Below are 22,487 nucleotides of genomic sequence, written 5' to 3' on the forward strand. Positions count from 1 at the left end.
CCATTTGGCAAGTGGCGGGCAGCCGGGGATAATCACGCGGCATTCGTTTTGTCGCCCCCTCTCCAGACAGGTAACCGGTCCGACCATGAGCACGATCCGCAGCATCCACGCCCGTGAAATCCTCGACAGTCGTGGCAACCCCACGCTGGAAGCCGAAGTCATCCTGGAGGACGGTTCGTTCGGTCGTGCCGCGGTTCCCTCCGGCGCCTCGACCGGCACCAAGGAAGCGGTCGAGCTGCGTGACGGCGACAAGACCCGTTACCTGGGCAAGGGCGTGCGCAAGGCCGTCGACAACGTCAACACCACGATTGCCGCCGCGCTGAAGGGCTTTGAGGCCACCGACCAGGCCGGCCTCGACCGTCGCCTGATCGACCTTGACGGCACCGAGAACAAGGGCCGCCTGGGTGCCAACGCGCTGCTGGGTGTTTCGATGGCCGCTGCGCACGCCGCCGCCGCATCGAACAAGCAGGCGCTGTGGCAGTACCTGGCCGCCAGGACCGGCGTGACCCCGTCGCTGCCGGTGCCGATGATGAACATCATCAACGGCGGCGCGCACGCCGACAACAACGTCGACTTCCAGGAATTCATGGTGTTGCCGGTCGGCTTCACCTCGTTCTCCGAAGCGCTGCGTGCCGGTACCGAAATCTTCCATTCGCTGAAGTCGGTGCTGAAGGGCCACGGCCTGAGCACGGCGGTCGGCGACGAAGGCGGCTTTGCTCCGGACTTCCGCAGCAACGTCGAAGCGCTGGACACCATCCTTGAAGCGATCGGCAAGACCGGCTACACCGCCGGTGAAGACGTGCTGCTGGGCCTGGACGTCGCCTCCAGCGAATTCTTCGAGAACGGCAAGTACAACCTGGTCGGCGAGAACAAGCGCCTGACCTCCGAGCAGTTCGTCGACTTCCTCGCCGACTGGGCCGCGCAGTACCCGATCATCACGATCGAAGACGGCCTGGCCGAGAACGACTGGGCTGGCTGGAAGCTGCTGACCGACCGCATCGGCAAGAAGGTGCAGCTGGTCGGTGACGACCTGTTCGTGACCAACCCGAAGATCTTCCAGGAAGGCATCGACTCGGGCACCGCCAACGCGATCCTGATCAAGGTCAACCAGATCGGCACCCTGAGCGAAACCCTGGAAGCGATCGCCATGGCCGACCGCGCCGGTTATGCCGCGGTGGTCTCGCACCGTTCGGGCGAAACCGAAGACACCACCATCGCCGACATCGCAGTGGCTACCACCGCCACCCAGATCAAGACCGGTTCGCTGTGCCGCAGCGATCGCGTGGCCAAGTACAACCAGCTGCTGCGCATCGAGGAAGCCCTCGGTGCCGGCGCGCGTTACGCCGGTCGTGACGCGTTCGTTTCGCTGAAGCGCTGAGCCGATGCGCGACTGGCGCTGGATGCTGCTGGTGCTGGCCCTGCTGCTGGGCTGGCTGCAGTACCGCTTCTGGTTCGGTCCGGGCAATTCGGGCGAAGTGATGATGCTCGAAGCCCAGGTCGCCAACCAGGAGCGGGACAATGAGGGTCTGCAGCAGCGCAACGACGCGCTCGCTGCCGAAGTGAAGGACCTCAAGGAAGGCCAGTCCGCCATCGAGGAGCGCGCACGCAGCGAGCTGGGCATGATCAAGCCCGGCGAGAAGTTCTATCGTGTGGTCGAGGATGCGCCGGTCCACCCGGCGCAGCCTGCGGCAGGTGTCAGTGCGCAGGTTGGCGACCACCCGGCGGACGTGCCATGAGTGCGGCCATCTGGGTCGTGGTTCCGGCTGCGGGCCGTGGCACCCGCTTCGGCGCGCCGTTGCCCAAGCAATACCTGCAGGCAGGGGGACAGATCCTGCTTGCCCATACCCTGGACGCCCTGCTGGCGCACCCGGCCGTGGCCGGGGCGATGGTGGTGATCGGCCAGGACGACGCCGACTGGCCCGGCTGGAACGAGTGGGCGGGCAAGCCGGTGCTGACCTGCATCGGTGGCGCGACCCGTGCCGCTTCGGTGCTGGCTGGCCTGCAGGCGCTGCCGGAGACGGTGCGCGCTGATGAGTTCGTACTGGTCCACGATGCCGCGCGGCCGAACCTGTCGCCGGCCGATCTCGGCCGCCTGCTTGAAGTCGGTCGTACCGACCCGGTGGGGGCGATCCTGGCCGCACCGGTACGTGACACGCTCAAGCGTGCAGGCGACGACGGTGGCATCGATGGCACCGAGCCGCGTGAGCGCCTCTGGCGTGCACTGACCCCGCAGCTGTTCCGCCGCCATCAGCTCAGCCGCGCGCTGTCCGACGCCGCTGCCGCCGGTGTTGAAGTCACCGACGAGGCGATGGCCATGGAGCGCCAGGGCCAGCGCCCGCTGCTGGTGGAAGGCAGCGAGGACAACTTCAAGGTCACCACCCCGGCCGATCTGGACCGGTTCGAATTCGTACTTTCCCGCCGCGCCGGCTGACCGCCCGCGTGGCCCTGCTGCAAGGGTTGCATCCATGAGCACCGCACCGTTCCCGCCCGTCCGCATCGGCCAGGGCTACGACGTCCATGCCTTCGGCGAAGGCGATCACATCATGCTTGGCGGCGTGAACGTTCCACACAGCTGTGGCGTGCTTGCGCACAGCGATGGCGACGTGATCCTGCACGCCTTGTGCGATGCGATGCTCGGTGCGCTTGCGCTGGGCGACATCGGCCAGCATTTCCCACCCAGTGACGACCGCTGGAAGGGCGCCGACAGCAGCGACTTCGTGCGTCATTGCGACAGCCTGCTGCGCGAGCGCGGCTGGCGCGTCGGCAACACCGACATCACCGTGATCTGCGAGCGGCCGAAGGTTGGCCCGCATGCGCTGGCGATGCGTGAGCGCATCGGCGGCCTGCTGCAGTTGCCGCTGGATGCAGTCAGCGTCAAGGCCACCACCTCGGAAAAGCTGGGCTTCACCGGCCGTGGTGAAGGCATTGCCGCACAGGCGGTCGTGTTGCTGGTGGCGGCATGATTCCGCTGCCGTTGGCATTTGGTGCGCCGTTGTTGACGGCGCGCATCCGCACCACGCCAGACGATTTCCAGGTTGACGAGCTGCCGGCCTTCGAGGCCACCGGCGAAGGCGAGCACCTGTTGCTGCACATCCGAAAGCGCGGTGCCAACACCGTGCATGTGGCCAAGGTGCTGGCCAAGTGGGCGGGCCTGCCGGAAATGGCGGTGAGTTACGCTGGCATGAAAGACCGCCACGCGGTCACCACCCAGCGTTTCAGCGTGCACCTGCCCAAGCGCATTGCGCCGGACCTGGCCGAGCTGGCCAGTGACGAGATCGAAGTGCTCGAAGCGACCTGGCACAACCGCAAGCTGCAGCGTGGCGCACTGGCCGGCAACCGCTTCAAGCTGGTGCTGCGCGAGGTGCAGGGCGATGCCACGGCGATCAGCGAACGCCTGCAGCAGATTGCCGGGCGCGGCCTGCCGAACTGGTTTGGCGAGCAGCGCTTTGGCCGCGATGGCGGCAACGTGCCGGCGGCACTGGCGATGTTCGGTGGCCGCCGCATGCGCAAGGACCAGCGTTCACTGCTGCTGTCTGCCGCCCGATCGGCGCTGTTCAACCGCGTGCTGGCTGCGCGCGTGGAGCAGGGCAACTGGGATCAGCCACTGGACGGCGAGGTGTGGATGCTGGACGGCAGCCGCAGCGTGTTCGGCCCGGAGCCGTACACCGACGTGCTGGCCGAGCGCCTCGCGCGGTTCGACATCCATCCCAGCGCACCGCTGTGGGGTGAAGGCGAGCTGCGCAGCACCGAAGCGGCACGCGAGCTGGAGCTGGCCGCGCTCGACGACGAGGAATCGAAGGCACTGCGGGCCGGGCTGGAAGACGCGCGCCTGAAGCAGGAGCGCCGCGCGCTGCGCCTGCGCCCCGCGTTGTTGCAGCACCAGTGGCTGGGCGATGACGTGCTGGAGCTATCGTTCGCGCTGCCGCCGGGCTGCTACGCCACCGCCGTACTGCACGAGCTCGGCCCGGTCGAAGACGCCTCGCAGGCCTGAGCAGGGCGCGCGGTAGAGTCGACTGTCAGTCGACTTGCGCGCGCAGCGCGGGGTATTCGCTTGCCGCTGGAAGAGCAGTCGACTGACAGTCGACTCTACCTGGACTCATGGCGTCCCCCTTTTTCAGCGCCGTGCCAGCAGCACCAGCACCGCGCCGGTGCCGCCTTGCCCGGTCGGCGCCGAATGGAATGCCAGTACGTCGTTGCGCAGCCGCAGCAGGCGGTCGACCAGGTTCTTCAGTACCGGTGCACCGCCGTCGGACTGCAATCCCTTGCCGTGGATGATGCGCACGCAGCCATACTCGTGTGCATGGGCTTCCAGCAGGAACTGGCGCAGCAGCGTCTCGGCCTGCGCGGCGGTGGCGCCATGCAGGTCCAGTTCGTCCTGCACCGAATACTGGCCACGCTTGAGGCGCTGGAACAGGCGTGGTGGCAGGTTGTCGCGGCGATAGCTGGCCACGTCGCCGGCTTCCAATGGCGTGCTGTCGCGCAGCAGCCGGGCGAACTCGCCGGCGGCTTCGGCCTCGTCACGTTCGGCCATGCGCGCGCGCGGCTTCGGCCGGGGCGCAGCCGGTGCCGGCTCGGCATCCTTGCGCAGCGGCGTCACTTCGCCGATGGCCGCGCGGAACAACGCGGCCGGATCTTCGTCTTCAGGGTGCGACATGCGCACAGGGTAAACCGCTGGCGCAGGTCTGCCTATGACGGTTCGATGTCGGCCGTGACCGCCGGCAGGGTAGGACCGGCGGCTCGCATGCGGCACAATAGACGATGCCCTTGCAGGGTCGACGGCTTCCGCAGGGGAGTACGACGGTCCCGCCCACACTGCACGGTGATGGAATCGAATTCTTGGAAAATCAAGCGGTTAAATCGAAGATGCGAATCCTGGTCAGTAACGACGATGGCGTCGACGCCGCAGGCATCCGGATGCTTGCTTCGGTGCTGCGTGAGGCCGGTCACGAAGTCACGGTGGTCGCGCCCGACCGCGATCGCTCCGGCGCCAGCAATTCGCTGACCCTGGACCTGCCGATCCGCCTCAAGCGCATCGACCATTACACCGTCTCGGTGGCCGGTACCCCGACCGACTGCGTGCACCTGGCGCTGACCGGGCTGCTCGAGTTCGAACCCGACATTGTCGTGTCCGGCATCAACAACGCCGCCAACCTCGGCGATGACGTGATCTATTCCGGCACCGTCTCGGCGGCGATGGAAGGTCGCTTCCTCGGCCTGCCGGCGGTGGCGGTCTCGCTGGTTACCCGCAACCACGATCCGAAACACTTCGAGACCGCCGCGCGCGCTGCGGTGGAGATCGTCGCCCGGCTCAAGGCCGATCCGTTGCCGGCTGACACCATCCTCAACGTCAACGTGCCGGACCTGCCGTGGAACGAGGTCAAGGGCTTCGAGGTCACCCGCCTGGGCAACCGCCATCGTGCAGAAGGCTGCATCGCGCAGAAGGACCCACGCGGCAACGAGGTGTACTGGATCGGCCCGGCCGGTCGTGAGCAGGACTCCGGCCCCGGCACCGACTTCCACGCGGTGCGCACCGGGCATATCTCGATCACCCCGATCCAGGTCGACCTGACCCGCTACCAGGCACTGGAGAAAGTGGCCAGCTGGGTCGGCGGCCTCAGCGCCGCGCTGGACCAGCCGGCATGAGTCCACGCCTGCGCCTGCAACCGGAAGCCGTCGGCATCGGCATGACCTCGCAGCGTGTGCGCGACCGCCTGGTCGATCGCCTGCGCGAGGCTGGCATCGTCGACGAGTCGACCTTGAATGCGATCCGGGTGGTGCCACGTCATCTGTTCATCGACGAAGCGCTTGCGTCACGCGCCTACGAAGACACCGCCCTGCCGATCGGCCACGGCCAGACCATCTCGCAGCCGTGGGTGGTGGCGCGCATGACCGAAGCCGTGCTGCAGGTCTCGCCGAAGAAAGTGCTGGAAGTCGGTACCGGCTCCGGCTACCAGGCCGCCGTGCTCGGCGCGCTGGGCCTGGAGATCTACACCGTCGAACGCATCGGCGACCTGCTGCGACAGGCGCGCAAGCGCTTCCGTGCGCTGGGCATGAATATCCGCACCAAGCATGATGATGGCCGCGCGGGCTGGGCCGAGCACGGCCCGTTCGATGCCATCGTCGTCACCGCCGCGGCGCCTGCACTGGTCGATGAACTGGTCGGGCAGCTGGCCGAGGGCGGCCGCCTGGTGGCGCCGGTCGGCGGGCCGGGTGGGCAGTCGCTGGTGCAGCTGGACCGCAGGGCTGACGGCAGCATCGAACAACGCGTGCTTGCGCCGGTCACCTTTGTGCCGCTGCTGTCCGGCATGCTCGACTAATCCACGGAGCAGGGTTGCATGAAGATTTTCGGGCCGCTGTACGAGCGGGCGATGAAGTGGGCGGCGCACGAACGCGCGCCGACCTACCTGACGGTGTTGAGCTTCTTCGAGGCGATCATCTTTCCGGTGATGCCGGAAGTGATGCTGGCGCCGATGTGCGTGGCCCAGCCGAAACGCGGCTGGTGGTTCGCCACCCTCAGTCTGGCCGGCTCGATGGTCGGCGCGCTGATTGGCTATGCATTGGGTCATTACGCCTTCGAAGCGATCAAGCCGTTGTTCGAAGCACTGGGCATGCTGCCGGCCATCGAGCAGGGCATCACCACCGTGCAGGCCAAGATGGCCGAGTCGCCGTGGGCGGTGTTCACCTTCCTGGTGCTGGGCGGCTTCATGCCCATCCCGATGAAGGTCTTCACGTGGGCATCGGGTATCGTCGGCGTGCCGATGCCGCAGTACCTGTTGAGCATGCTGATCGGTCGCGGCAAGCGCGTGTTCGTGCTGGCTGCGGTCATCCGTATCGGTGGTGCGCGTGCTGAAGCGGCACTGCGTCGCTGGATTGAACCGCTGGGCTGGATCGCCACCGCGTTGGTGGTGGTGCTGATCGCCTGGCTTGTATGGAGGTCGAAGTTCGCATGAATCCTGATCGTCTGAGCAAGGGAGTGCGCATCGGCGCGCTGGCGTTGCTGGTTTCCACCCTGGCCGCCTGCGGCACCGCAACCGTGGTTCGTCCTGGTGGTGGCAGCACCGGTGGCGGTGTGACCACGCCGAAGACCTCGGTGCCCAAGCCCGGGCAGACCGTGGTGGTGCGCAAGGGCGATACCATCTATGCGCTGGCCCGCATCCATGACATCACCCCGGCCGACCTGATTGCCTGGAACAGCCTGGACAACCCCTCGACCATCCATCCGGGGCAGGTGATCCGACTGTATCCGGCCGGTGCCAGCGGCGGCCGCGCGCCGACCACGGTGGTCACCCCGCCACGCTCGGGTGGCAGCAGCGGCGGCAGCACCACATCGACCCCGGCCCCGGCGCCGGTGGGTCCGGTGAAGAGCAACATCGCTTGGCGCTGGCCGGCCGATGGCGCGATCGTCGGTCGCTACGTGGCCGGTGACGCGACCAAGCAGGGCGTGGACATCGCCGGTACCAGCGGCCAGCCGGTCAAGGCCACCGCCAACGGTGTGGTGGTGTACTCCGGCGCCGGCCTGGTTGGCTACGGCGAGCTGATCATCATCAAGCACAGCGACCAGTGGCTGTCGGCCTATGGCCACAACCGCAAGCGCCTGGTGAATGAAGGGCAGAGCGTGAAGGCCGGTGAGCAGATCGCCGAGATGGGCCGCACCGGTGCGAACCGCGACATGGTCCACTTCGAGATCCGTTACAACGGTAAGCCGGTGGACCCGCAGCAATACCTGCCGGCGCGTTGAGACTGTGGGATCGGGTGGCGCCGGGCAATGCTCGGCGTTGCCGACCTGTAGCGTCGAGCCATGCTCGACTCGCTGTACGCTGGCCGCCGTGGGTGGCCATTTGCGACCATGAGTGGCGCATCTCAAGCTTCCCGGCGAGCCAGGGAAGCGGCATGCTTCAACGGCCCCCCCACTCCGGTGCCGCATGTCTCGCCCAACAGCCCTTTTCGTGCTGCTCATCGTCGCGCCATTGGCGGCCGCCGCCAGCAGCGATCCACGTGACGTGGTCACCCGCCTCTACGACGCCATCCAGGCACCGACGTCGAACGAAACGGCCATTTCCCCGCTGCTGGGTGAGGCCCTCCGCTCAGCCATCGCTGGGCAGCGTGCATATGAACAGGCCTGCACCGCACTGGCGGCGCCTGATGAAAAGCCGCACATGCTGGACCAGAGCCCGTATCTGCTGGCGCCGGATCGACCGGAAACGATATCCGTGGGAATGCCCGGATCGAGCGGTGACGCCACCTGGATCCATGTCGACATGGCCGTGGGCGACTATCGCTGGACCGACCGGGTCCTGCTGCAGCGGCAGGACCGGGACTGGAAGGTCATGGATATCCGCTGGGGGCAGGGCGGCAACCTGATTGGCCGGCTCAAGGCGTTCTCGGCATTCCGCTGCACACCTTCGCGCAGCTAGCCGGGAGCCACCCGGCGACTCGAACTCAGCCTTCCAGAATGAAGGCGGCGGCGACCTTGCGGCCTTCGCCGGCCAGGATGTTGAAGGTGCGCGCGGCGGCTGGATTGTTCATCACTTCCAGACCGATGCCGCGTGACAGGCAGGCGGCCATCACCACCGCCGGCGGGAACACCTGACGGTCACCCGTGCCGAGCACGATCAGCGCCGGATTCAGCGCCAGGATCGGCTCCAGGTCAGCCAGCTGCAGCGCAGTGGCGCTCACCACCGGCCATTGCGTGACCAGCTGGTCCGGGGTCAGGAAGAAACTGCTGCCCAGCGCCTGGTCATTCACCTTGGCCGAGCGGCCATCGGCGGCACGGAGGCTATAGGCGTAATCCGGCGGTTCGTGGTTCAGCTGCATGGCAGTAGGGCGATCAGCCGCGCGGCAGCACGATCTGGCGCTGTTCCTTGCTCGGGCGGTACAGCACGGCGACGTGGCCGATGCGCTGCACCAGCGCGCTTTCGGTGGCTTCGACGATCTCGCCGATCATCACGTCACGGGCGTCGCGGTCTTCGGCAGCGACCTTCACCTTGACCAGCTCGTGGCGCTCCAGCACTTCGTTCAGCTCAGCGATGAAGGCCGGGGTCACACCCTTGCCGCCGGTCTGCAGCAGGGCCTTCAGGTCGTGGGCTTGGCCGCGCAGGAAACGGGTCTGGGAGGCGGTCAGGGCGATGGACATGCAGGAAAACACGGTTGAATGGGGCGATCAGGGTATCATGAGGACCCCATCAGCCCCTATTTTCAATGGCTACCCGCAGCAAAAGCAGCCAGCGCTGGCTCAAGGAACACTTCTCCGACCCCTTCGTGAAGAAGGCCCAGGCCGAAGGCATGCGCTCGCGCGCCGCCTACAAGCTCGAAGAGCTGCTGGAACGTGACCGGTTGCTGAAGCCGCATATGGTGGTCGTCGACCTCGGTGCCGCCCCGGGCGGCTGGTCTCAGCAGGTGCGGAGACAGATCGGCGACACCGGTCGCGTGCTGGCGCTGGACATCCTGGACATGCCGCCGCTGGCCGGCGTGGAGTTCCTTCATGGTGACTTCAGGGAAGAAGCCGTCCTATCGCAGTTTGAAGCCATGCTCGGGGATCAGCCAGTAGACCTTGTGCTGTCGGACATGGCCCCCAATAAGAGTGGTGTAGGCGCGGTCGACCAGCCGCGGATGATGCACCTGGCGGAGCTGGCCCTGGATTTTGCCGACAACCACCTGAAGACCGGTGGGGCGTTCCTGATCAAGCTGTTCCAGGGTGAAGGCTTTGACGACTACGTGCGCGACATGCGCCGCCGGTACGACAAGGTCTCCATCCGCAAGCCGGAAGCGTCGCGCAAGCGCTCTCCCGAGGTGTATGCCTTGGGTCAGGGAAAACGCGCCCACATGAAGTAAGCTCGCAACGTACGCAAGTTCGACCCCAACGCAACGCCAGCACTGAGAGGAACACCGGAGCCAATGAGGATGAACGACTTGACCAAGAACCTCCTGCTATGGGTGGTCGTCGCCGTCGTGCTGATGGTGGTCTTCCAGAGCTTCTCGCCGAAGTCCTCCGGGGCCGGGGCGCAGGGCGCGTCCTACTCGCAGTTCCTGGACCAGGTGGACAGCGGCAACGTGCAGAAGGTCGCCTTTGGCGGCGACATGCGTGGCGGCACCAGCCAGCTGACCTACACCACCCGCGGTGGGCAGTCGTCCACCATCACCGCGCCGTTCGATCGTGACCTGATCAACGTGCTGCGTACCAAGAACGTGGAGATCGTGCAGGAGGAGCCGTCCAGCGGCATTTCCCTCGGCGCGATCCTGATGAATTTCCTGCCGGTCATCCTGATCATCGGCTTCTGGTTGTTCATCATGCGCCAGATGCAGGGCGGTGGCGGCGGTGCCAAGGGCGCGATGTCCTTCGGCAAGTCGCGCGCCAAGCTGCAGGGCGAAGACCAGATCAAGGTCACCTTCGCCGACGTCGCCGGCTGCGACGAGGCCAAGGAAGAAGTGGGCGAACTGGTCGACTTCCTGCGCGACCCGTCCAAGTTCACCAAGCTGGGCGGCAAGATTCCGCGCGGCGTGCTGATGGTGGGCCCGCCGGGTACCGGCAAGACGCTTCTGGCCAAGGCCATCGCCGGCGAAGCCAAGGTGCCGTTCTTCTCGATCTCCGGTTCGGACTTCGTGGAAATGTTCGTCGGCGTCGGCGCCAGCCGCGTGCGTGACATGTTCGAGCAGGCCAAGAAGCACGCGCCGTGCATCATCTTCATCGACGAAATCGACGCCGTCGGCCGCCACCGTGGCGCCGGCCTGGGCGGCGGTCACGACGAGCGCGAGCAGACCCTGAACCAGCTGCTGGTCGAGATGGACGGTTTTGAAGGCGGCGAAGGCGTGATCGTGATCGCCGCGACCAACCGTCCGGACGTGCTGGACCCGGCGCTGCTGCGTCCGGGCCGCTTCGACCGCCAGGTCGTGGTCGGCCTGCCGGACGTGAAGGGCCGCGAACACATCCTGAAGGTGCACATGCGCAAGCTGCCGCTGGCCGACGACGTCGAGCCGATGGTGATCGCGCGTGGTACCCCGGGCTTCTCCGGTGCCGACCTGGCCAACCTCTGCAACGAGGCGGCCCTGTTCGCCGCGCGTGGCAACGAGAAGGAAGTCCGCATGGACCACTTCGACCGTGCCCGCGACAAGATCCTGATGGGTGCCGAGCGCCGCTCGATGGCCATGAGCGAGGACGAGAAGACCCTGACCGCGTACCACGAGGCCGGCCACGCCATCGTCGGCCGCCTGGTGCCCGAGCACGACCCGGTCTACAAGGTCACCATCATTCCGCGCGGCCGCGCGCTGGGTGTGACCATGTACCTGCCGGAAGGCGACAAGTACTCGATGAACCGCGTGGCGATCCAGTCGCAGCTGTGCTCGCTGTACGGCGGCCGCGTCGCCGAAGAGCTGATCTTCGGCGAGGACAAGGTCACCACCGGCGCCTCCAACGACATCGAGCGTGCCACCAAGATGGCCCGCAACATGGTCACCAAGTGGGGCCTGTCCGAGCAGCTCGGCCCGATCGCCTATGGCGAAGAGGACGACGAGGTGTTCCTGGGCCGTTCGGTCACCCAGCACAAGAGCGTGTCCAACGACACGGCGCGCCGGATCGACGAGGAAGTGCGCAACATCCTCGACAAGGCCTACGCCCGCACGACCCAGCTGCTGACCGAGAACATCGACAAGCTGCACGCGATGTCGCAGCTGCTGCTGCAGTACGAGACCATTGACGCGCCGCAGATCGACGCGATCATGGAAGGCCGCGATCCGCCGCCGCCGGCGGGCTGGAGCAAGTCGAACAAGGATGGCGGCAACGACAAGGGCGGCGACGCCCGTCCGCTGCCGCCGATCGCAGGCCCGGCCGAATCGCACTGACGGCCCGCTGCAGGTGACACCAGACGAGGCCGGGGCAACCCGGCTTCGTCGTTTCCGGGCCACTGGCCCATCCCGAAGAACCGATCTGACGCTGGAGCCCGCATGTCCGCCCCGAAGCCCGAACCGATTTCCCACACTGCCGAAATGGTGATCGCCACCGTGGTCGGCGTGGGTGTGGGCCTGGGGGCCGACAACCTGCTGCTGGGCTGCGTGGTGGGTATCGGGGTCGGCATCGTGCTGAGCATCGCCAAGACCCTGTACGTGGACCGCAAGCGCCGCCGCCGTTGAGGGGGTGTCGGCAGGGCTGCGCCCTGCACCCGTGGTAGTGCCGGCCGCTGGCCGGCAACCTCAACAGCAACAGCAACAGCGGGCTTTCCGTAGGATGGCGGGGCGGTGTCGGAGTGCGGGGGCGCTGCAAGTACGTCCCTGTAAGCTTGGCAGCCGCATCCATGCGGCTGACACCCCGCCCTCCGACACCGCCCCACCTCTGACAGATTCCTGCTGCTGTTGGTAGGTGTCGACCTTGGTCGACACGGTAGATCTACGCCATGCGTGGATGCATTTCGATTCCAATTCGAAATATTCGATTCCGATGGAGATTCATCCACGCATGGCGTGGATCTACTGCAGATCGCGGAGATCTGTCGAAGGCGGGGTGGGTCCGGTTGCGGGGGCGTGAGCCGCATGGATGCGGCGACCGAGCCTTATCTGATGAAAATCTGTCAGCGTAGGTGTCGAGAGCCGGCGTGGGCCGCCGTACGAGCCTGGATCTCGACGATCGCCATGTAGCTTGGCGCCCACGCCGGAATCTCCCTTGATCCGCCCGAACAGTTGCTGGAGCTGACACTCGAAGCGATAAGACTGGGCAAGCGGGGGAGCTCTCGACCCTTCCAGACTATACGGAGTCGGGCAATGAACGGGATCGGGATCGATGTGAGCAAGCGCCGATTGGATATCGGCACGACAGACGGCCAGACCCTGCAGGTCAGCAATAGCCCCTCTGGCTATGCCGAGTTGAGCACTTGGTTGAGTACGCGGCCGGCCATTCAGATCGTTTTGGAAGCCACCGGCGGCTATGAGCAGACTGTCCTGGACTTCCTTCACAAGGCCGGCCATCCGGTGATCCGTGCCAACGCACTGCGAGCGCGTAGACTGGCTCAGGGGCTGGGTAAAGTGGCCAAGACGGACCGCTTGGACGCTCTTGTATTGGCGCAGATGGCCGCGCTGGTGGAATTGCCTTCCTATCAGCCGCTGGAGCCCTGGCAGCGGAAACTGCGTGAGTTTGTGCGGGCGCGTCGACAAACGATGCAGGCACTGACCGTAGCCCGCCAACAGCAGGAAATGGTGACTGACCGCGAGCTACGCCGGCAGATGCAAGGCAACATCATTCGCCTGCAAACACTGGTCGAGCGGCTGGGCAAGCAGATCTCTGAACAGGTCGCGCAGCAGCCTCAACTGGCAGTGCTGAAGTCAATGAAAGGGGTCGGCCCGGCATTGCAGGCGGTACTGGCCAGCTACCTGCCTGAGTTGGGTCAGATCAGCGGAAAAGCCATTGCCAGCCTGGTCGGCGTGGCGCCGATCTCCCACGACAGCGGAGCCATGCGAGGGAGGCGAAGCATCCATGGCGGCAGGGCCGAGATCCGCCAGGTGCTCTACATGGCAGCCATGTCGGCCATGCGACATGAGCCACGATTGCGGGACTTTTACCGGTCGCTGCGGGCCCGCGGCAAGGAAGGAAAAGTAGCGATCGTGGCGGTGATGAGGAAGATGCTGGTGATCCTCAACGCCCGGGTGCGCGACGCTGAAAACGGGCTGGTCCCTGCCTAAGGCCAGCCAGGGCGCAAGACCAAAGGCTGCCGGCCAGCGGCCGGCACTACCGTGCCCGTCTCATGGAGGGGCCAAGTCCCTCCATCAACACAGTTGCTACATGGACGTATTTACGGCGTCCCCCGCAACTGGACCCACCCCGCCATCCCACAGGAAACCCGCTGTTGCTGTTGCTCTGGCCTCTGCGGGTGCAGGGCGCCGCCCTGCCGAACTAAACTACCCGCCGTTGTCCCTGCAGGATTGCCCATGTTCGATACCTCGCCCCAGCTCGATTGCGCCGGCCGCATCCTGCGCCTCGACCGTGCCCGGGTCATGGGCATCGTCAACGTCACCCCGGATTCGTTCTCCGATGGCGGCGCGCACGACACCACCGAGGCCGCAGTCGCCCATGGCCTGAAGCTGGTCGAGGAGGGCGCGGACCTGCTCGATATCGGCGGCGAATCCACCCGCCCGGGTGCTGCGCCGGTATCGGTGGAGGAGGAGGTGCGCCGGGTGATTCCGGTGATCGAGCAGCTGGCCGCCCGTACCCAGGTGCCGATCAGCATCGATACCTTCAAGCCGGAGGTGATGCGTGCGGCGGTGGCCGCTGGCGCCGGCATGATCAACGACATCTTCGGCCTGCGTCAGGAGGGGGCGCTGGACGCCGCCGCTGCAACCGGCGTGCCGGTGGTGCTGATGCACATGCAGGGCGAGCCAGGCCACATGCAGGCCGATCCACATTACGACGACGTGGTCGCCGAGGTGCACGGCTTCCTGGTCCAGCGCCTGTTCGCTGCCGAGATGGCGGGCATTTCGAAGAAGAACCTGCTGATCGATCTCGGTTTCGGTTTCGGCAAAACCACTGCCCACAACATGACCCTGCTGGCACGCTCCGAGCGGTTCCTGGAGCTGGGCGTGCCGATGCTGGCTGGCCTGTCGCGCAAGCGCAGCCTGGGCGAACTGACCGGTCGCGACACGCCGTCCGAGCGCGTGGCCGCCTCGGTGGCCGCGCACCTGATCGCGGTGCAGCGCGGCGCACGCATCGTGCGCGTGCATGACGTGGCCGCCACCGTTGATGCACTGAAGATCTGGCAGGCAGTCGAGGCCGTGCCAACGCCGCGCGCCGACGCCACGCCGACGATCCGCTGGCCGGACGAAGACTGATGGGCATCGACCGGCGGCCACTGGCGATCGCCGTGATGGGGCCGACCGCCAGTGGCAAGACCGCCACCGCGATCGCCCTGGCGAAGCAGCTGGATGGCGAAATCGTCAGCGTCGATTCGGCGCTGGTGTACCGCTACCTGGATATCGGTTCGGCCAAGCCTGATGCGGCCGAGCGCGCGCAGGCACCCCATCATCTGCTGGACCTGCGCGATCCCTGGCAGACCTACTCGGCGGCCGAATTCGCCGCCGATGCCGGCAGGGTCGTGGCCGACATCGTGGCGCGCGGCAAGATGCCGATCCTGGCCGGCGGTACCGGGTTGTACTTCCGCGCCCTGTTGCAGGGCCTGTCGCCGATGCCGGAGGCCGATCCGGAGATGCGTGCGGTGCTGGCTGCCGAAGCCGCCGAACGCGGATGGGCGGCACTGCACGCAGAGCTGGCCAAGGTCGACCCGGCCGCAGCGGCACGCATCCATGCCACCGACCCGCAACGCATCCAGCGGGCGCTGGAGGTCTATCGCCTGACCGGTACCCCCATCACTGAATGGCAGCGTCGGCCGGGCGTGGCGCCGTTGCCGGTACGCACGCTCAAGCTGATCCTGGCGCCGCGTGACCGCGCGGTGCTTCACCAGCGTATCGAGGCGCGCTTCGACGCCATGCTGGCACAGGGCTTTCTGGATGAGGTGCGGGCATTGCGCGCGATGCCGGAAATGGCCGCCGTGGAGGCGCCGCTGGACCTGCCGGCAGTGCGCGCGGTCGGCTATCGCCAGGCCTGGGAGTATCTGGGCGGGGAGGGCGATGCCGCCCGCTTCCGGGACAAGGCGATCTTCGCCACCCGGCAGCTGGCCAAGCGCCAGCTGACCTGGCTGCGCGGCGAACTTGATGCGCGCTGGTTCGACCCCCATATCGACCACGAGCGCCTGGCCGGCGCGGTGTCGACCTTCGTCGCACGCTGAACCCCCGCCAGCCGTGTAACATCATCGGTCGGCGGGCGGCTCGGGGGCCGTGGCAGCCGTCGGCAACCCAATAAGAACAATAATCAGGAGTGTGCAATGTCCAAGGGGCAATCGCTGCAGGATCCTTTCTTGAACGCACTGCGGCGCGAGCGCGTGCCGGTTTCGGTGTACCTGGTCAACGGCATCAAGCTGCAGGGCACGATCGAGTCGTTCGACCAGTTCGTGGTCCTGCTGCGCAATACGGTCAGTCAGATGGTCTACAAGCACGCCATTTCCACGGTCGTTCCGGCACGCAACGTGAAGGTCGGTCCGGGCGGTGGTTACGTGCAGTCGGGTGAAGGTGGTCAGGCAGGTGATGAAGCAGACGAGTAATACCGGAGCGGTGAATGTTTGACCGCTCGAAAAAGGGCGAACACGCCCTGTTGATCCAGCCCCATTTCGGCAAGCTGGAAGACGATGTGCTGGAAGAGTTCGGTGATCTGGCTCGCTCGGCTGGGGCCAGCATCGCCGCGACGATCACTGCGCGCCTGGACCGTCCAAATCCGTCGACCCTGATCGGCAGCGGCAAGCTGGACGAGATCAAGGCCGCGGCTGACGCCAGCGGTGCCGACCTGATCCTGGTCAACCATGCGTTGAGCCCGGGCCAGGAACGCAACCTGGAACGCTTCCTCGAGCGCCGGGTGATCGACCGTACCGGCCTGATCCTGGACATCTTCGCCCAGCGTGCGCACAGCCACGAAGGCAAGCTGCAGGTCGAACTGGCGCAGCTGCGTCACCTGGCCACGCGATTGGTGCGCGGCTGGACCCACCTGGAGCGCCAGCGCGGCGGTTCGATCGGCCTGCGCGGTCCGGGTGAAACCCAGCTGGAAACCGACCGGCGCCTGCTGCAGAAGCGGGTCGAGCAGCTGCAGAAGCGCCTGGAAAAAGTCGAAGTGCAGCGCACCCAGATGCGCCGTGCGCGTGTGCGCAGCGAGCTGCCGCGCGTGGCCCTGGTGGGCTACACCAACGCCGGCAAGTCGACCCTGTTCAACGCCATGACCGGCGCCGAGGCCTATGCCGCCGACCAGCTGTTCGCAACACTGGATCCGACCGTGCGCCGCATCGCGGTGCCGGGTGGCAACGTGGTGCTGGCCGATACCGTCGGCTTCGTCCGTGACCTGCCGCATGACCTGGTTGCCGCGTTCCGCTCGACCCTGTCCGAGGCGCGCGAGGCCGATTTCCTGCTGCACGTGGTCGACGCTGCTGATCCGCACCGCGAGGAGCGCATCGCCCAGGTCGACGAGGTACTGACCGCGGTCGGTGCCGGCGACCTGCCGCAGCTGCTGGTGTTCAACAAGATCGACCGCATCGACGGTGCCGACGTCCGCCACGATGGCCAGGACGGTATCCCGGATGAGTCGCGTCGCGAGCGGGTGTGGATTTCCGCGCGTGACGGGCAGGGCCTGGAGCTGCTGCAGTCGGTGCTGGGCAAGCGCCTGGGCCTGCAGCATGTCACCGGCGAACTGCGCCTGCCGCCGGATGCCGGCCGCCTGCGTGCGCGCCTGCACCAGCTGGAAGTGATCCGCAGCGAGCAGGCCGACGAAGACGGCTGGCTGCTGCAGGTCGACCTGCCGATTGCCGAAGCCGAAAAGCTGGCCGCCAGTGCCGACGGCGCGCCGATCCGGGCGCTGCTGCCGGAAAAACTGCCGGAGTGGTGAGCTAGCGGCCGATGCCTGGTAGTGCCGGCCGCTGGCCGGCAACGCAACCGTGCCGGAGGGGCGCGACATCCGCCTGTCATCTGCGGTACAACGTGCAGGTTCTTCACCCCACCGTCATGCCGATGTCCATTCCCACCGACGCTGAACTCAATGCCCAGTCCGCCGCGCTCGGGCAGCGCCTGCAGCAGGCCTCGCTGCAGCTGGTGACCGCTGAAAGCTGCAGTGGCGGCTGGATTGCCAAATGCATGACCGACATCGCCGGTTCCTCGGCGTTTTTCGACTGCGGCATGGTGGTCTACAGCTACGAAGCCAAGCAGCGCCTGCTGGGCGTGCGCGCGCAGACCCTGGAGCAGTTCGGCGCGGTCAGCCGCGAAACCGTGCTGGAAATGGTGTCCGGTGCGCTGGTCAATTCGGGTGCCGGCATCGCCGTCGCAGTGACGGGCATCGCCGGTCCCGGCGGTGGCAGCCCGGACAAACCGGTCGGCAGCGTCTGGATTGGCTGGAAGCGCCGGGGCGGCTATGCCCGCGCCGAGCTGTTCCAGTTCGATGGCGACCGCGAAGCCATCCGCCGGCAAACCGTGGCGGCGGCATTGCGCGGTATCGACGCCCAGCTGTGACATGCTGCTCCGGTAATCGTCCGGAGCACGCATGATGTGGGAAACGCTGGGCACGGTCCGTGACCTGGGCCGACTGCAGGAAATCGCCGTCGTCCTGATCCGCTATGGCTTCGGCGACGTGGTGCGGCGCATCGGCCTGGCCAGCACATTGGAGCGGGCAGGGCGCCTTCTGCACTGGAACGAGGAGCGGCAGGAACTGCTGCGGATGACCGCACCGGTGCGCGTGCGCAGCGCGATGCAGGATCTCGGTCCCACTTTCGTCAAGCTCGGGCAGGTGCTGGCGACGCGCGTTGACCTGCTGCCGCCGGAATGGATCGCTGAGCTGTCCGAACTGCAGAACGCGGTACCTGCGCTGCCGTATGCGGACATCCGTGAGCAGCTCGAGGCCGACCTTGGCGCACCGCCTGCAGAGGTGTTCGCGTTCCTCGATGAAACCCCGATGGCTGCCGCCTCGCTGGCGCAGGCCCATCGCGCGCGCCTGCATGATGGTCGCGAGGTGGTGCTGAAGGTGCGGCGCCCCGGCATCCGCGATGTGGTCGAGGCCGACCTGCGTCTGCTGGCCCGCCTGGCCGAGATCGTTGAAGCGCGACTGCCGGACCTGCGTCGTTACCGCCCGGCCGAGGTCGTGCAGCAGTTCACCGTGTCGCTGCGCCGCGAGCTGGATTTCGCTGCCGAATGCCGCAATGCCGAGCGCATCGCGCGCAACTTCAGCGGCCGTGACGACATACTGATTCCGAAGGTGCACTGGCAGTGGACCTGCGAGAGCCTGAACGTGCAGGACTTCGTCGACGGCATTCCTGGCCGAGACCTGGCCGGCGTCGATGCGGCGGGCCTGGACCGGCGCGAGCTGGCACGGCGTGGCGCCGGCATCGTGCTGAAGATGGTGCTGGAGGACGGCAGCTTCCACGCCGACCCGCACCCCGGCAACATCATCTACCTGCGTGACGGCCGCATCGGCGTGATCGATTTCGGCATGGTCGGCGCCTTGTCGGAAGTGCGGCGTTTCCAGGTGGCTCAGCTGCTGCACGGGCTGGTCGAGCAGGACCCGCAGGGCGTGGCCGACGTGCTGCTGGACTGGGCCGGCGGTGTTGAGGTGGACGAGAACCGGCTGCAGCACGACATCAGCCAGTTCGTAGATCAATACCGTGGCGTGCCGCTGAAGGACCTGCGCATCGGCCTGATGCTGGGCGACATCACCCAGCTGCTGCGCAGCTACAGCCTGACCCTGCCGGCTGACCTGGCGCTGATGATCAAGGCGTTCCTGACCCTGGAAGGCATGGGCCGGCAGCTGGACCCGGATTTCGACATGGCCAGTGCCGCGCGCCCGTTCCTGGAGCGGGTGGTGCTGCAGCGCTATGCGCCCAAGGCGCTGCTCAAGCGCGGCCGCCGCAGCCTGCTGGGCCTGGTCGACTTCGCCGGTGAGCTTCCCCGCGACCTGCGCAAGCTGGTGCAGGCGGCGCGCCGGGGACGCCTGCAGTTGAAGGTGGAAACCACGGCGCTGCAGGGCTTCGGCGAACAGGTGAACCGCGCAGCGAACCGGTTGGTGATGGGCATCGTCACTGCTGCGCTGATCATCGGTTCCTCGATCGTGATGCACAGCGTCGGCGGCGTCTCCAGCCGCTGGCTGCTGGCGCTGGGCGTCTGCGGCTTCATCGGCGCCGGCTTCTGCGGCGTGTGGATCCTGTTCTCGATATGGAGAAGCGGTAAACACACGTGAGTGTGTTTACCGCAGCGGTTCCCAACGGGAACCGCGGAATCGCTGCGCGATTCCTGTAGAGCCGACCGCTGGTCGGCTGCCTTTGCTCCTGGTGCTGGGCCATACCCGGCGACGCTTGCCGAGCATGCCTCGGCCCAACAGGCCCGCACCACTCCATGTCGTTTGCGGCACTTGCAGTCCCGGATATTAGTAGTAATACTACTAAACATGGACCTGACCGACACCCAGCAGGCGATCCTGCAGTTGATCGCCGAGCGTATCGAGAGCGAAGGCGCGCCGCCCTCGCAGACTGAAATCGCACGTGCGTTCGGCTTCAAGGGCGTGCGCGCGGCCCAGTACCACCTGGAAGCCCTGGAGCAGGCCGGTGCGATCCGTCGCATCCCGGGCCAGGCCCGCGGCATCCGCCTGGTGCAGGCGCCGCCGGTCGAGAAGCTGGCCGAGCCGGACCTGCCCGACAGTGTGCTGCGCCTGCCGGTGCTCGGCCGGGTTGCGGCGGGCCTCCCGATCGGCGCCGACATCGGCTCGGACGATTTCGTGGTGCTGGACCGGGTGTTCTTCTCGCCAGCGCCGGACTACCTGCTGAAGGTGCAGGGCGATTCGATGATCGACGAGGGCATCTTCGACGGTGACCTGATCGGCGTGCATCGTACCCGCGACGCCCATTCCGGGCAGATCGTGGTGGCCCGCATCGATGACGAGATCACGGTCAAGCTGCTGAAGATCGCCAAGGATCGTATCCGCCTGCTGCCGCGCAACCCCGACTACAAGCCGATCGAGGTGCTGCCGGATCAGGACTTCGCGATCGAGGGCCTCTATTGCGGCCTGCTGCGGCCCAACCGTTGACCCGTTCCATAGCGCATTACCCCGCGGTCTTTTGTGGCGATTCTCTGGTTCCACTGAGGTTGGTACGGATGTCCGATAATTCTTTTCAGAGCGCCGGGCAGAATCTCAGCCTGTGCGATACGTCCGACTTAAAGTGAACCCATGGCAAAGAAGACCCCCAAAGACAGCACCTCCAACGACACGACCTCTGCAAGGACCAATCCGATGGACGAGAACAAGAAGCGCGCCCTCGCTGCAGCTCTGGGCCAGATCGAAAAGCAGTTCGGCAAGGGCTCGGTGATGCGCATGGGCGACCGCGTGGTCGAACCCGTCGAAGCCATCCCGACCGGTTCGCTGATGCTCGACATCGCGCTGGGCATTGGTGGTCTGCCGAAGGGCCGTGTCGTTGAGATCTACGGGCCGGAATCCTCGGGCAAGACCACCTTGACCCTGCAGGCCATCGCCGAATGCCAGAAGATGGGCGGTACCGCGGCCTTCATCGACGCCGAGCACGCGCTGGACCCGATCTACGCCGCCAAGCTGGGCGTGAACGTGGACGACCTGCTGCTGTCGCAGCCGGATACCGGTGAGCAGGCGCTGGAAATCGCCGACATGCTGGTCCGTTCGGGTTCGGTCGACATCCTGGTGATCGACTCGGTTGCCGCGCTGACCCCGAAGGCCGAAATCGAAGGCGAGATGGGCGACCAGCTGCCAGGCCTTCAGGCCCGCCTGATGAGCCAGGCGCTGCGCAAGCTGACCGGCAACATCAAGCGCTCCAACACCCTGGTGATCTTCATCAACCAGCTGCGCATGAAGATCGGCGTGATGATGCCGGGCCAGAGCCCGGAAACCACCACGGGTGGCAACGCGCTGAAGTTCTACGCCTCGGTCCGCCTGGACATCCGCCGTATCGGCGCGATCAAGAAGGGTGACGAGATCATCGGTAACCAGACCAAGATCAAGGTCGTCAAGAACAAGCTGGCACCTCCGTTCAAGCAGGTCATCACCGAGATCCTGTATGGCGAAGGCATCAGCCGTGAAGGCGAGCTGATCGACATGGGTGTGGATGCCAAGCTGGTCGAGAAGGCTGGCGCCTGGTACAGCTACGGTGAAGAACGCATTGGCCAGGGCAAGGACAACGCCCGCGGCTACCTGCGCGACAACCCGACTGTCGCCGCCAAGCTCGAGGCCGAGCTGCGCGAGAAATTCCAGCCGGCCGAAGCGGCCCGCGAGGAAGGCGACGACGAAGGCGAAGACGAATAAGGCTTGCTGTGGGGCAGGGTGGCGCCGTCAGTGACGTCGCCCTGTCCCGCAGGTTCGAATCGCCCAGGGATGGGCTGGGCGCCACGGATGGCGCCACCCTTGGAGTACCCATGTCCGACGCCGAAGACATTCCGACCGGCCGCAAGCGCCGGCCGCGTGAGCAGACCCCCGTGCAACGGGCACTGGGCCTGCTGGTCCGCCGCGAGCACTCGCGCAAGGAACTCACCCGCAAGCTGACCGCCCGTGGCATCGAAGACGAAGCCGCGCAGGCCGCTGTCGCCAAGTTGACCGAGGCCGGCTGGCAGGACGACACCCGTTTTGCCGAGAACCTGGTGAGGATGCGCGCCAACACCGGTTATGGGCCGATCCATGTCCGCGCCGAGCTGGGGACCCACGGCCTGGACAGTGCCGCGATTGCCGCAGCGATGGACAGCTACGAAGGCGACTGGCAGGAAAACGCCCGTGATCTGGTCCGCCGACGCTTTGGCGAGGCCGGCCCGCAGGACCTGACACAGCGGCGCAAGGCCGCCGATCTGCTGGCCCGACGGGGCTTCGACGGCGACAGCATCCGCCGCGCGACCCGCTACGACCCGGATGACTGAGACTGGCGGCG

The 22,487-nt window shown here is 66.4% G+C and carries 26 protein-coding genes; 23 read left to right on the forward strand and 3 right to left on the reverse strand.

Going from position 1 to position 22,487, the window contains the following annotated elements; all coding sequences use genetic code 11:
* Nucleotides 1–85 precede the first annotated feature (85 nt).
* From eno to truD, 5 genes are read left to right on the forward strand one after another with little or no spacing between them, the layout of a single operon-like run.
* On the forward strand, nucleotides 86–1,378 hold the full coding sequence (gene eno, locus Q9Q79_RS07695; protein ID WP_201861765.1) for a phosphopyruvate hydratase: 1,293 nt from the start codon (nucleotides 86–88) through the stop codon (nucleotides 1,376–1,378).
* Between the two features lie 4 nt (nucleotides 1,379–1,382).
* A complete protein-coding gene (gene ftsB, locus Q9Q79_RS07700) occupies nucleotides 1,383–1,736 on the forward strand; it encodes a cell division protein FtsB (protein WP_005412924.1) in 354 nt (117 codons plus the stop codon).
* A complete protein-coding gene (gene ispD, locus Q9Q79_RS07705) occupies nucleotides 1,733–2,431 on the forward strand; it encodes a 2-C-methyl-D-erythritol 4-phosphate cytidylyltransferase (RefSeq protein ID WP_005409004.1) in 699 nt (232 codons plus the stop codon). Before ftsB ends, ispD begins: the two co-directional genes overlap by 4 nt.
* A gap of 34 nt (nucleotides 2,432–2,465) precedes the next feature.
* Nucleotides 2,466–2,963, forward strand: coding sequence for a 2-C-methyl-D-erythritol 2,4-cyclodiphosphate synthase (ispF, locus tag Q9Q79_RS07710; RefSeq protein ID WP_005409005.1), 498 nt, complete (start codon nucleotides 2,466–2,468; stop codon nucleotides 2,961–2,963).
* Nucleotides 2,960–3,991 carry a tRNA pseudouridine(13) synthase TruD gene (gene truD, locus Q9Q79_RS07715; protein WP_012479726.1) on the forward strand — a complete coding sequence of 344 codons (1,032 nt, stop codon included), beginning with the start codon at nucleotides 2,960–2,962 and terminating at the stop codon, nucleotides 3,989–3,991. The genes ispF and truD overlap by 4 nt, the downstream gene beginning before the upstream one ends.
* A 123-nt stretch (nucleotides 3,992–4,114) precedes the next feature.
* Here the strand turns inward: truD and Q9Q79_RS07720 are convergent, their stop codons facing one another.
* Nucleotides 4,115–4,654: a Smr/MutS family protein gene (locus Q9Q79_RS07720; RefSeq protein ID WP_005409007.1), complete on the reverse strand. Its 540-nt coding sequence runs from the start codon at nucleotides 4,652–4,654 to the stop codon at nucleotides 4,115–4,117.
* 209 nt (nucleotides 4,655–4,863) lie between these two features.
* Here Q9Q79_RS07720 and surE point away from each other — a divergent pair, with 209 nt between their 5' ends.
* The 5 genes from surE (at nucleotide 4,864) to Q9Q79_RS07745 (ending at nucleotide 8,414) form a co-directional block, all read left to right on the forward strand.
* Nucleotides 4,864–5,643, forward strand: a complete 780-nt coding sequence (gene surE / locus Q9Q79_RS07725) for a 5'/3'-nucleotidase SurE (RefSeq protein ID WP_005409008.1) — start codon at nucleotides 4,864–4,866, stop codon at nucleotides 5,641–5,643.
* On the forward strand, nucleotides 5,640–6,317 hold the full coding sequence (locus Q9Q79_RS07730) for a protein-L-isoaspartate(D-aspartate) O-methyltransferase (RefSeq protein ID WP_005409009.1): 678 nt from the start codon (nucleotides 5,640–5,642) through the stop codon (nucleotides 6,315–6,317). Before surE ends, Q9Q79_RS07730 begins: the two co-directional genes overlap by 4 nt.
* A gap of 18 nt (nucleotides 6,318–6,335) precedes the next feature.
* Nucleotides 6,336–6,950 carry a YqaA family protein gene (locus Q9Q79_RS07735; RefSeq protein WP_005409010.1) on the forward strand — a complete coding sequence of 205 codons (615 nt, stop codon included), beginning with the start codon at nucleotides 6,336–6,338 and terminating at the stop codon, nucleotides 6,948–6,950.
* Nucleotides 6,947–7,738, forward strand: a complete 792-nt coding sequence (locus tag Q9Q79_RS07740; RefSeq protein WP_076739961.1) for a peptidoglycan DD-metalloendopeptidase family protein — start codon at nucleotides 6,947–6,949, stop codon at nucleotides 7,736–7,738. Before Q9Q79_RS07735 ends, Q9Q79_RS07740 begins: the two co-directional genes overlap by 4 nt.
* Nucleotides 7,739–7,922: 184 nt before the next feature.
* Entirely contained in the window at nucleotides 7,923–8,414 is a 492-nt protein-coding gene (locus Q9Q79_RS07745; protein WP_088431984.1) for a hypothetical protein, read from the forward strand.
* Nucleotides 8,415–8,439: 25 nt separating this feature from the next.
* On the opposite strand, the gene Q9Q79_RS07750 is transcribed toward Q9Q79_RS07745, so the two are convergent.
* The gene (locus Q9Q79_RS07750; RefSeq protein WP_005412930.1) at nucleotides 8,440–8,814 is read right to left on the reverse strand and encodes an Mth938-like domain-containing protein; all 375 of its coding nucleotides are present in this window, start codon (nucleotides 8,812–8,814) and stop codon (nucleotides 8,440–8,442) included.
* Between the two features lie 13 nt (nucleotides 8,815–8,827).
* Nucleotides 8,828–9,133 carry a ribosome assembly RNA-binding protein YhbY gene (yhbY, locus tag Q9Q79_RS07755; protein ID WP_004152868.1) on the reverse strand — a complete coding sequence of 102 codons (306 nt, stop codon included), beginning with the start codon at nucleotides 9,131–9,133 and terminating at the stop codon, nucleotides 8,828–8,830.
* A gap of 65 nt (nucleotides 9,134–9,198) precedes the next feature.
* Here yhbY and rlmE point away from each other — a divergent pair, with 65 nt between their 5' ends.
* The 13 genes from rlmE to recX all read left to right on the forward strand — a co-directional run bounded on the left by rlmE (nucleotide 9,199) and on the right by recX (nucleotide 22,476).
* Nucleotides 9,199–9,831 (forward strand): 23S rRNA (uridine(2552)-2'-O)-methyltransferase RlmE, encoded by a 633-nt coding sequence (rlmE, locus tag Q9Q79_RS07760; RefSeq protein ID WP_005409014.1) that lies wholly within the window; start codon nucleotides 9,199–9,201, stop codon nucleotides 9,829–9,831.
* A gap of 69 nt (nucleotides 9,832–9,900) precedes the next feature.
* Nucleotides 9,901–11,835, forward strand: a complete 1,935-nt coding sequence (gene ftsH, locus Q9Q79_RS07765; protein ID WP_005409015.1) for an ATP-dependent zinc metalloprotease FtsH — start codon at nucleotides 9,901–9,903, stop codon at nucleotides 11,833–11,835.
* 102 nt (nucleotides 11,836–11,937) lie between these two features.
* Nucleotides 11,938–12,123, forward strand: coding sequence for a hypothetical protein (locus tag Q9Q79_RS07770; protein WP_005409016.1), 186 nt, complete (start codon nucleotides 11,938–11,940; stop codon nucleotides 12,121–12,123).
* A gap of 624 nt (nucleotides 12,124–12,747) precedes the next feature.
* On the forward strand, nucleotides 12,748–13,662 hold the full coding sequence (locus tag Q9Q79_RS07775; protein ID WP_012479096.1) for an IS110-like element ISStma7 family transposase: 915 nt from the start codon (nucleotides 12,748–12,750) through the stop codon (nucleotides 13,660–13,662).
* Nucleotides 13,663–13,908: 246 nt separating this feature from the next.
* A complete protein-coding gene (gene folP, locus Q9Q79_RS07780; RefSeq protein WP_171956602.1) occupies nucleotides 13,909–14,805 on the forward strand; it encodes a dihydropteroate synthase in 897 nt (298 codons plus the stop codon).
* Nucleotides 14,805–15,758: a tRNA (adenosine(37)-N6)-dimethylallyltransferase MiaA gene (gene miaA, locus Q9Q79_RS07785; RefSeq protein WP_201863912.1), complete on the forward strand. Its 954-nt coding sequence runs from the start codon at nucleotides 14,805–14,807 to the stop codon at nucleotides 15,756–15,758. The genes folP and miaA overlap by 1 nt, the downstream gene beginning before the upstream one ends.
* Nucleotides 15,759–15,854: 96 nt before the next feature.
* Nucleotides 15,855–16,130 (forward strand): RNA chaperone Hfq, encoded by a 276-nt coding sequence (gene hfq, locus Q9Q79_RS07790; RefSeq protein WP_004152891.1) that lies wholly within the window; start codon nucleotides 15,855–15,857, stop codon nucleotides 16,128–16,130.
* A 14-nt stretch (nucleotides 16,131–16,144) separates the two neighbouring features.
* Nucleotides 16,145–17,455, forward strand: a complete 1,311-nt coding sequence (gene hflX / locus Q9Q79_RS07795) for a ribosome rescue GTPase HflX (protein ID WP_201863910.1) — start codon at nucleotides 16,145–16,147, stop codon at nucleotides 17,453–17,455.
* Nucleotides 17,456–17,577: 122 nt separating this feature from the next.
* Nucleotides 17,578–18,072 (forward strand): nicotinamide-nucleotide amidohydrolase family protein, encoded by a 495-nt coding sequence (locus Q9Q79_RS07800; RefSeq protein ID WP_010484249.1) that lies wholly within the window; start codon nucleotides 17,578–17,580, stop codon nucleotides 18,070–18,072.
* 34 nt (nucleotides 18,073–18,106) lie between these two features.
* Nucleotides 18,107–19,789, forward strand: a complete 1,683-nt coding sequence (gene ubiB, locus Q9Q79_RS07805; protein ID WP_012479735.1) for a 2-polyprenylphenol 6-hydroxylase — start codon at nucleotides 18,107–18,109, stop codon at nucleotides 19,787–19,789.
* Nucleotides 19,790–19,996: 207 nt separating this feature from the next.
* Nucleotides 19,997–20,632 carry a transcriptional repressor LexA gene (lexA, locus tag Q9Q79_RS07810; RefSeq protein WP_060380453.1) on the forward strand — a complete coding sequence of 212 codons (636 nt, stop codon included), beginning with the start codon at nucleotides 19,997–19,999 and terminating at the stop codon, nucleotides 20,630–20,632.
* Nucleotides 20,633–20,836: 204 nt separating this feature from the next.
* Entirely contained in the window at nucleotides 20,837–21,874 is a 1,038-nt protein-coding gene (gene recA / locus Q9Q79_RS07815) for a recombinase RecA (RefSeq protein WP_005412937.1), read from the forward strand.
* Between the two features lie 110 nt (nucleotides 21,875–21,984).
* Nucleotides 21,985–22,476, forward strand: a complete 492-nt coding sequence (gene recX, locus Q9Q79_RS07820) for a recombination regulator RecX (protein ID WP_005409024.1) — start codon at nucleotides 21,985–21,987, stop codon at nucleotides 22,474–22,476.
* Nucleotides 22,477–22,487: the final 11 nt, after the last annotated feature.

This window comes from Stenotrophomonas sp. a6 (genome assembly GCF_030913325.1).
In the GTDB taxonomy this organism is placed as follows: domain Bacteria; phylum Pseudomonadota; class Gammaproteobacteria; order Xanthomonadales; family Xanthomonadaceae; genus Stenotrophomonas; species Stenotrophomonas maltophilia.

Excerpts from the sequence above, each read along its gene's own strand:
- rlmE (WP_005409014.1), top strand. The coding sequence starts at position 9,199 with ATGGCTACCCGCAGCAAAAGCAGCCAGCGCTGGCTCAAGGAACACTTC.
- Q9Q79_RS07730 (WP_005409009.1), top strand. The coding sequence starts at position 5,640 with ATGAGTCCACGCCTGCGCCTGCAACCGGAAGCCGTCGGCATCGGCATG.
- Q9Q79_RS07800 (WP_010484249.1), top strand. The coding sequence starts at position 17,578 with ATGTCCATTCCCACCGACGCTGAACTCAATGCCCAGTCCGCCGCGCTC.
- lexA (WP_060380453.1), top strand. The coding sequence starts at position 19,997 with ATGGACCTGACCGACACCCAGCAGGCGATCCTGCAGTTGATCGCCGAG.
- Q9Q79_RS07775 (WP_012479096.1), top strand. The coding sequence starts at position 12,748 with ATGAACGGGATCGGGATCGATGTGAGCAAGCGCCGATTGGATATCGGC.
- truD (WP_012479726.1), top strand. The coding sequence starts at position 2,960 with ATGATTCCGCTGCCGTTGGCATTTGGTGCGCCGTTGTTGACGGCGCGC.
- miaA (WP_201863912.1), top strand. The coding sequence starts at position 14,805 with ATGGGCATCGACCGGCGGCCACTGGCGATCGCCGTGATGGGGCCGACC.
- Q9Q79_RS07770 (WP_005409016.1), top strand. The coding sequence starts at position 11,938 with ATGTCCGCCCCGAAGCCCGAACCGATTTCCCACACTGCCGAAATGGTG.
- ftsB (WP_005412924.1), top strand. The coding sequence starts at position 1,383 with ATGCGCGACTGGCGCTGGATGCTGCTGGTGCTGGCCCTGCTGCTGGGC.
- Q9Q79_RS07720 (WP_005409007.1), bottom strand. The coding sequence starts at position 4,654 with ATGTCGCACCCTGAAGACGAAGATCCGGCCGCGTTGTTCCGCGCGGCC.
- ftsH (WP_005409015.1), top strand. The coding sequence starts at position 9,901 with ATGAACGACTTGACCAAGAACCTCCTGCTATGGGTGGTCGTCGCCGTC.
- Q9Q79_RS07750 (WP_005412930.1), bottom strand. The coding sequence starts at position 8,814 with ATGCAGCTGAACCACGAACCGCCGGATTACGCCTATAGCCTCCGTGCC.
- ubiB (WP_012479735.1), top strand. The coding sequence starts at position 18,107 with ATGTGGGAAACGCTGGGCACGGTCCGTGACCTGGGCCGACTGCAGGAA.
- ispF (WP_005409005.1), top strand. The coding sequence starts at position 2,466 with ATGAGCACCGCACCGTTCCCGCCCGTCCGCATCGGCCAGGGCTACGAC.
- eno (WP_201861765.1), top strand. The coding sequence starts at position 86 with ATGAGCACGATCCGCAGCATCCACGCCCGTGAAATCCTCGACAGTCGT.
- ispD (WP_005409004.1), top strand. The coding sequence starts at position 1,733 with ATGAGTGCGGCCATCTGGGTCGTGGTTCCGGCTGCGGGCCGTGGCACC.
- hfq (WP_004152891.1), top strand. The coding sequence starts at position 15,855 with ATGTCCAAGGGGCAATCGCTGCAGGATCCTTTCTTGAACGCACTGCGG.
- recA (WP_005412937.1), top strand. The coding sequence starts at position 20,837 with ATGGACGAGAACAAGAAGCGCGCCCTCGCTGCAGCTCTGGGCCAGATC.
- Q9Q79_RS07745 (WP_088431984.1), top strand. The coding sequence starts at position 7,923 with ATGTCTCGCCCAACAGCCCTTTTCGTGCTGCTCATCGTCGCGCCATTG.
- Q9Q79_RS07735 (WP_005409010.1), top strand. The coding sequence starts at position 6,336 with ATGAAGATTTTCGGGCCGCTGTACGAGCGGGCGATGAAGTGGGCGGCG.
- surE (WP_005409008.1), top strand. The coding sequence starts at position 4,864 with ATGCGAATCCTGGTCAGTAACGACGATGGCGTCGACGCCGCAGGCATC.
- recX (WP_005409024.1), top strand. The coding sequence starts at position 21,985 with ATGTCCGACGCCGAAGACATTCCGACCGGCCGCAAGCGCCGGCCGCGT.
- hflX (WP_201863910.1), top strand. The coding sequence starts at position 16,145 with ATGTTTGACCGCTCGAAAAAGGGCGAACACGCCCTGTTGATCCAGCCC.
- folP (WP_171956602.1), top strand. The coding sequence starts at position 13,909 with ATGTTCGATACCTCGCCCCAGCTCGATTGCGCCGGCCGCATCCTGCGC.
- Q9Q79_RS07740 (WP_076739961.1), top strand. The coding sequence starts at position 6,947 with ATGAATCCTGATCGTCTGAGCAAGGGAGTGCGCATCGGCGCGCTGGCG.
- yhbY (WP_004152868.1), bottom strand. The coding sequence starts at position 9,133 with ATGTCCATCGCCCTGACCGCCTCCCAGACCCGTTTCCTGCGCGGCCAA.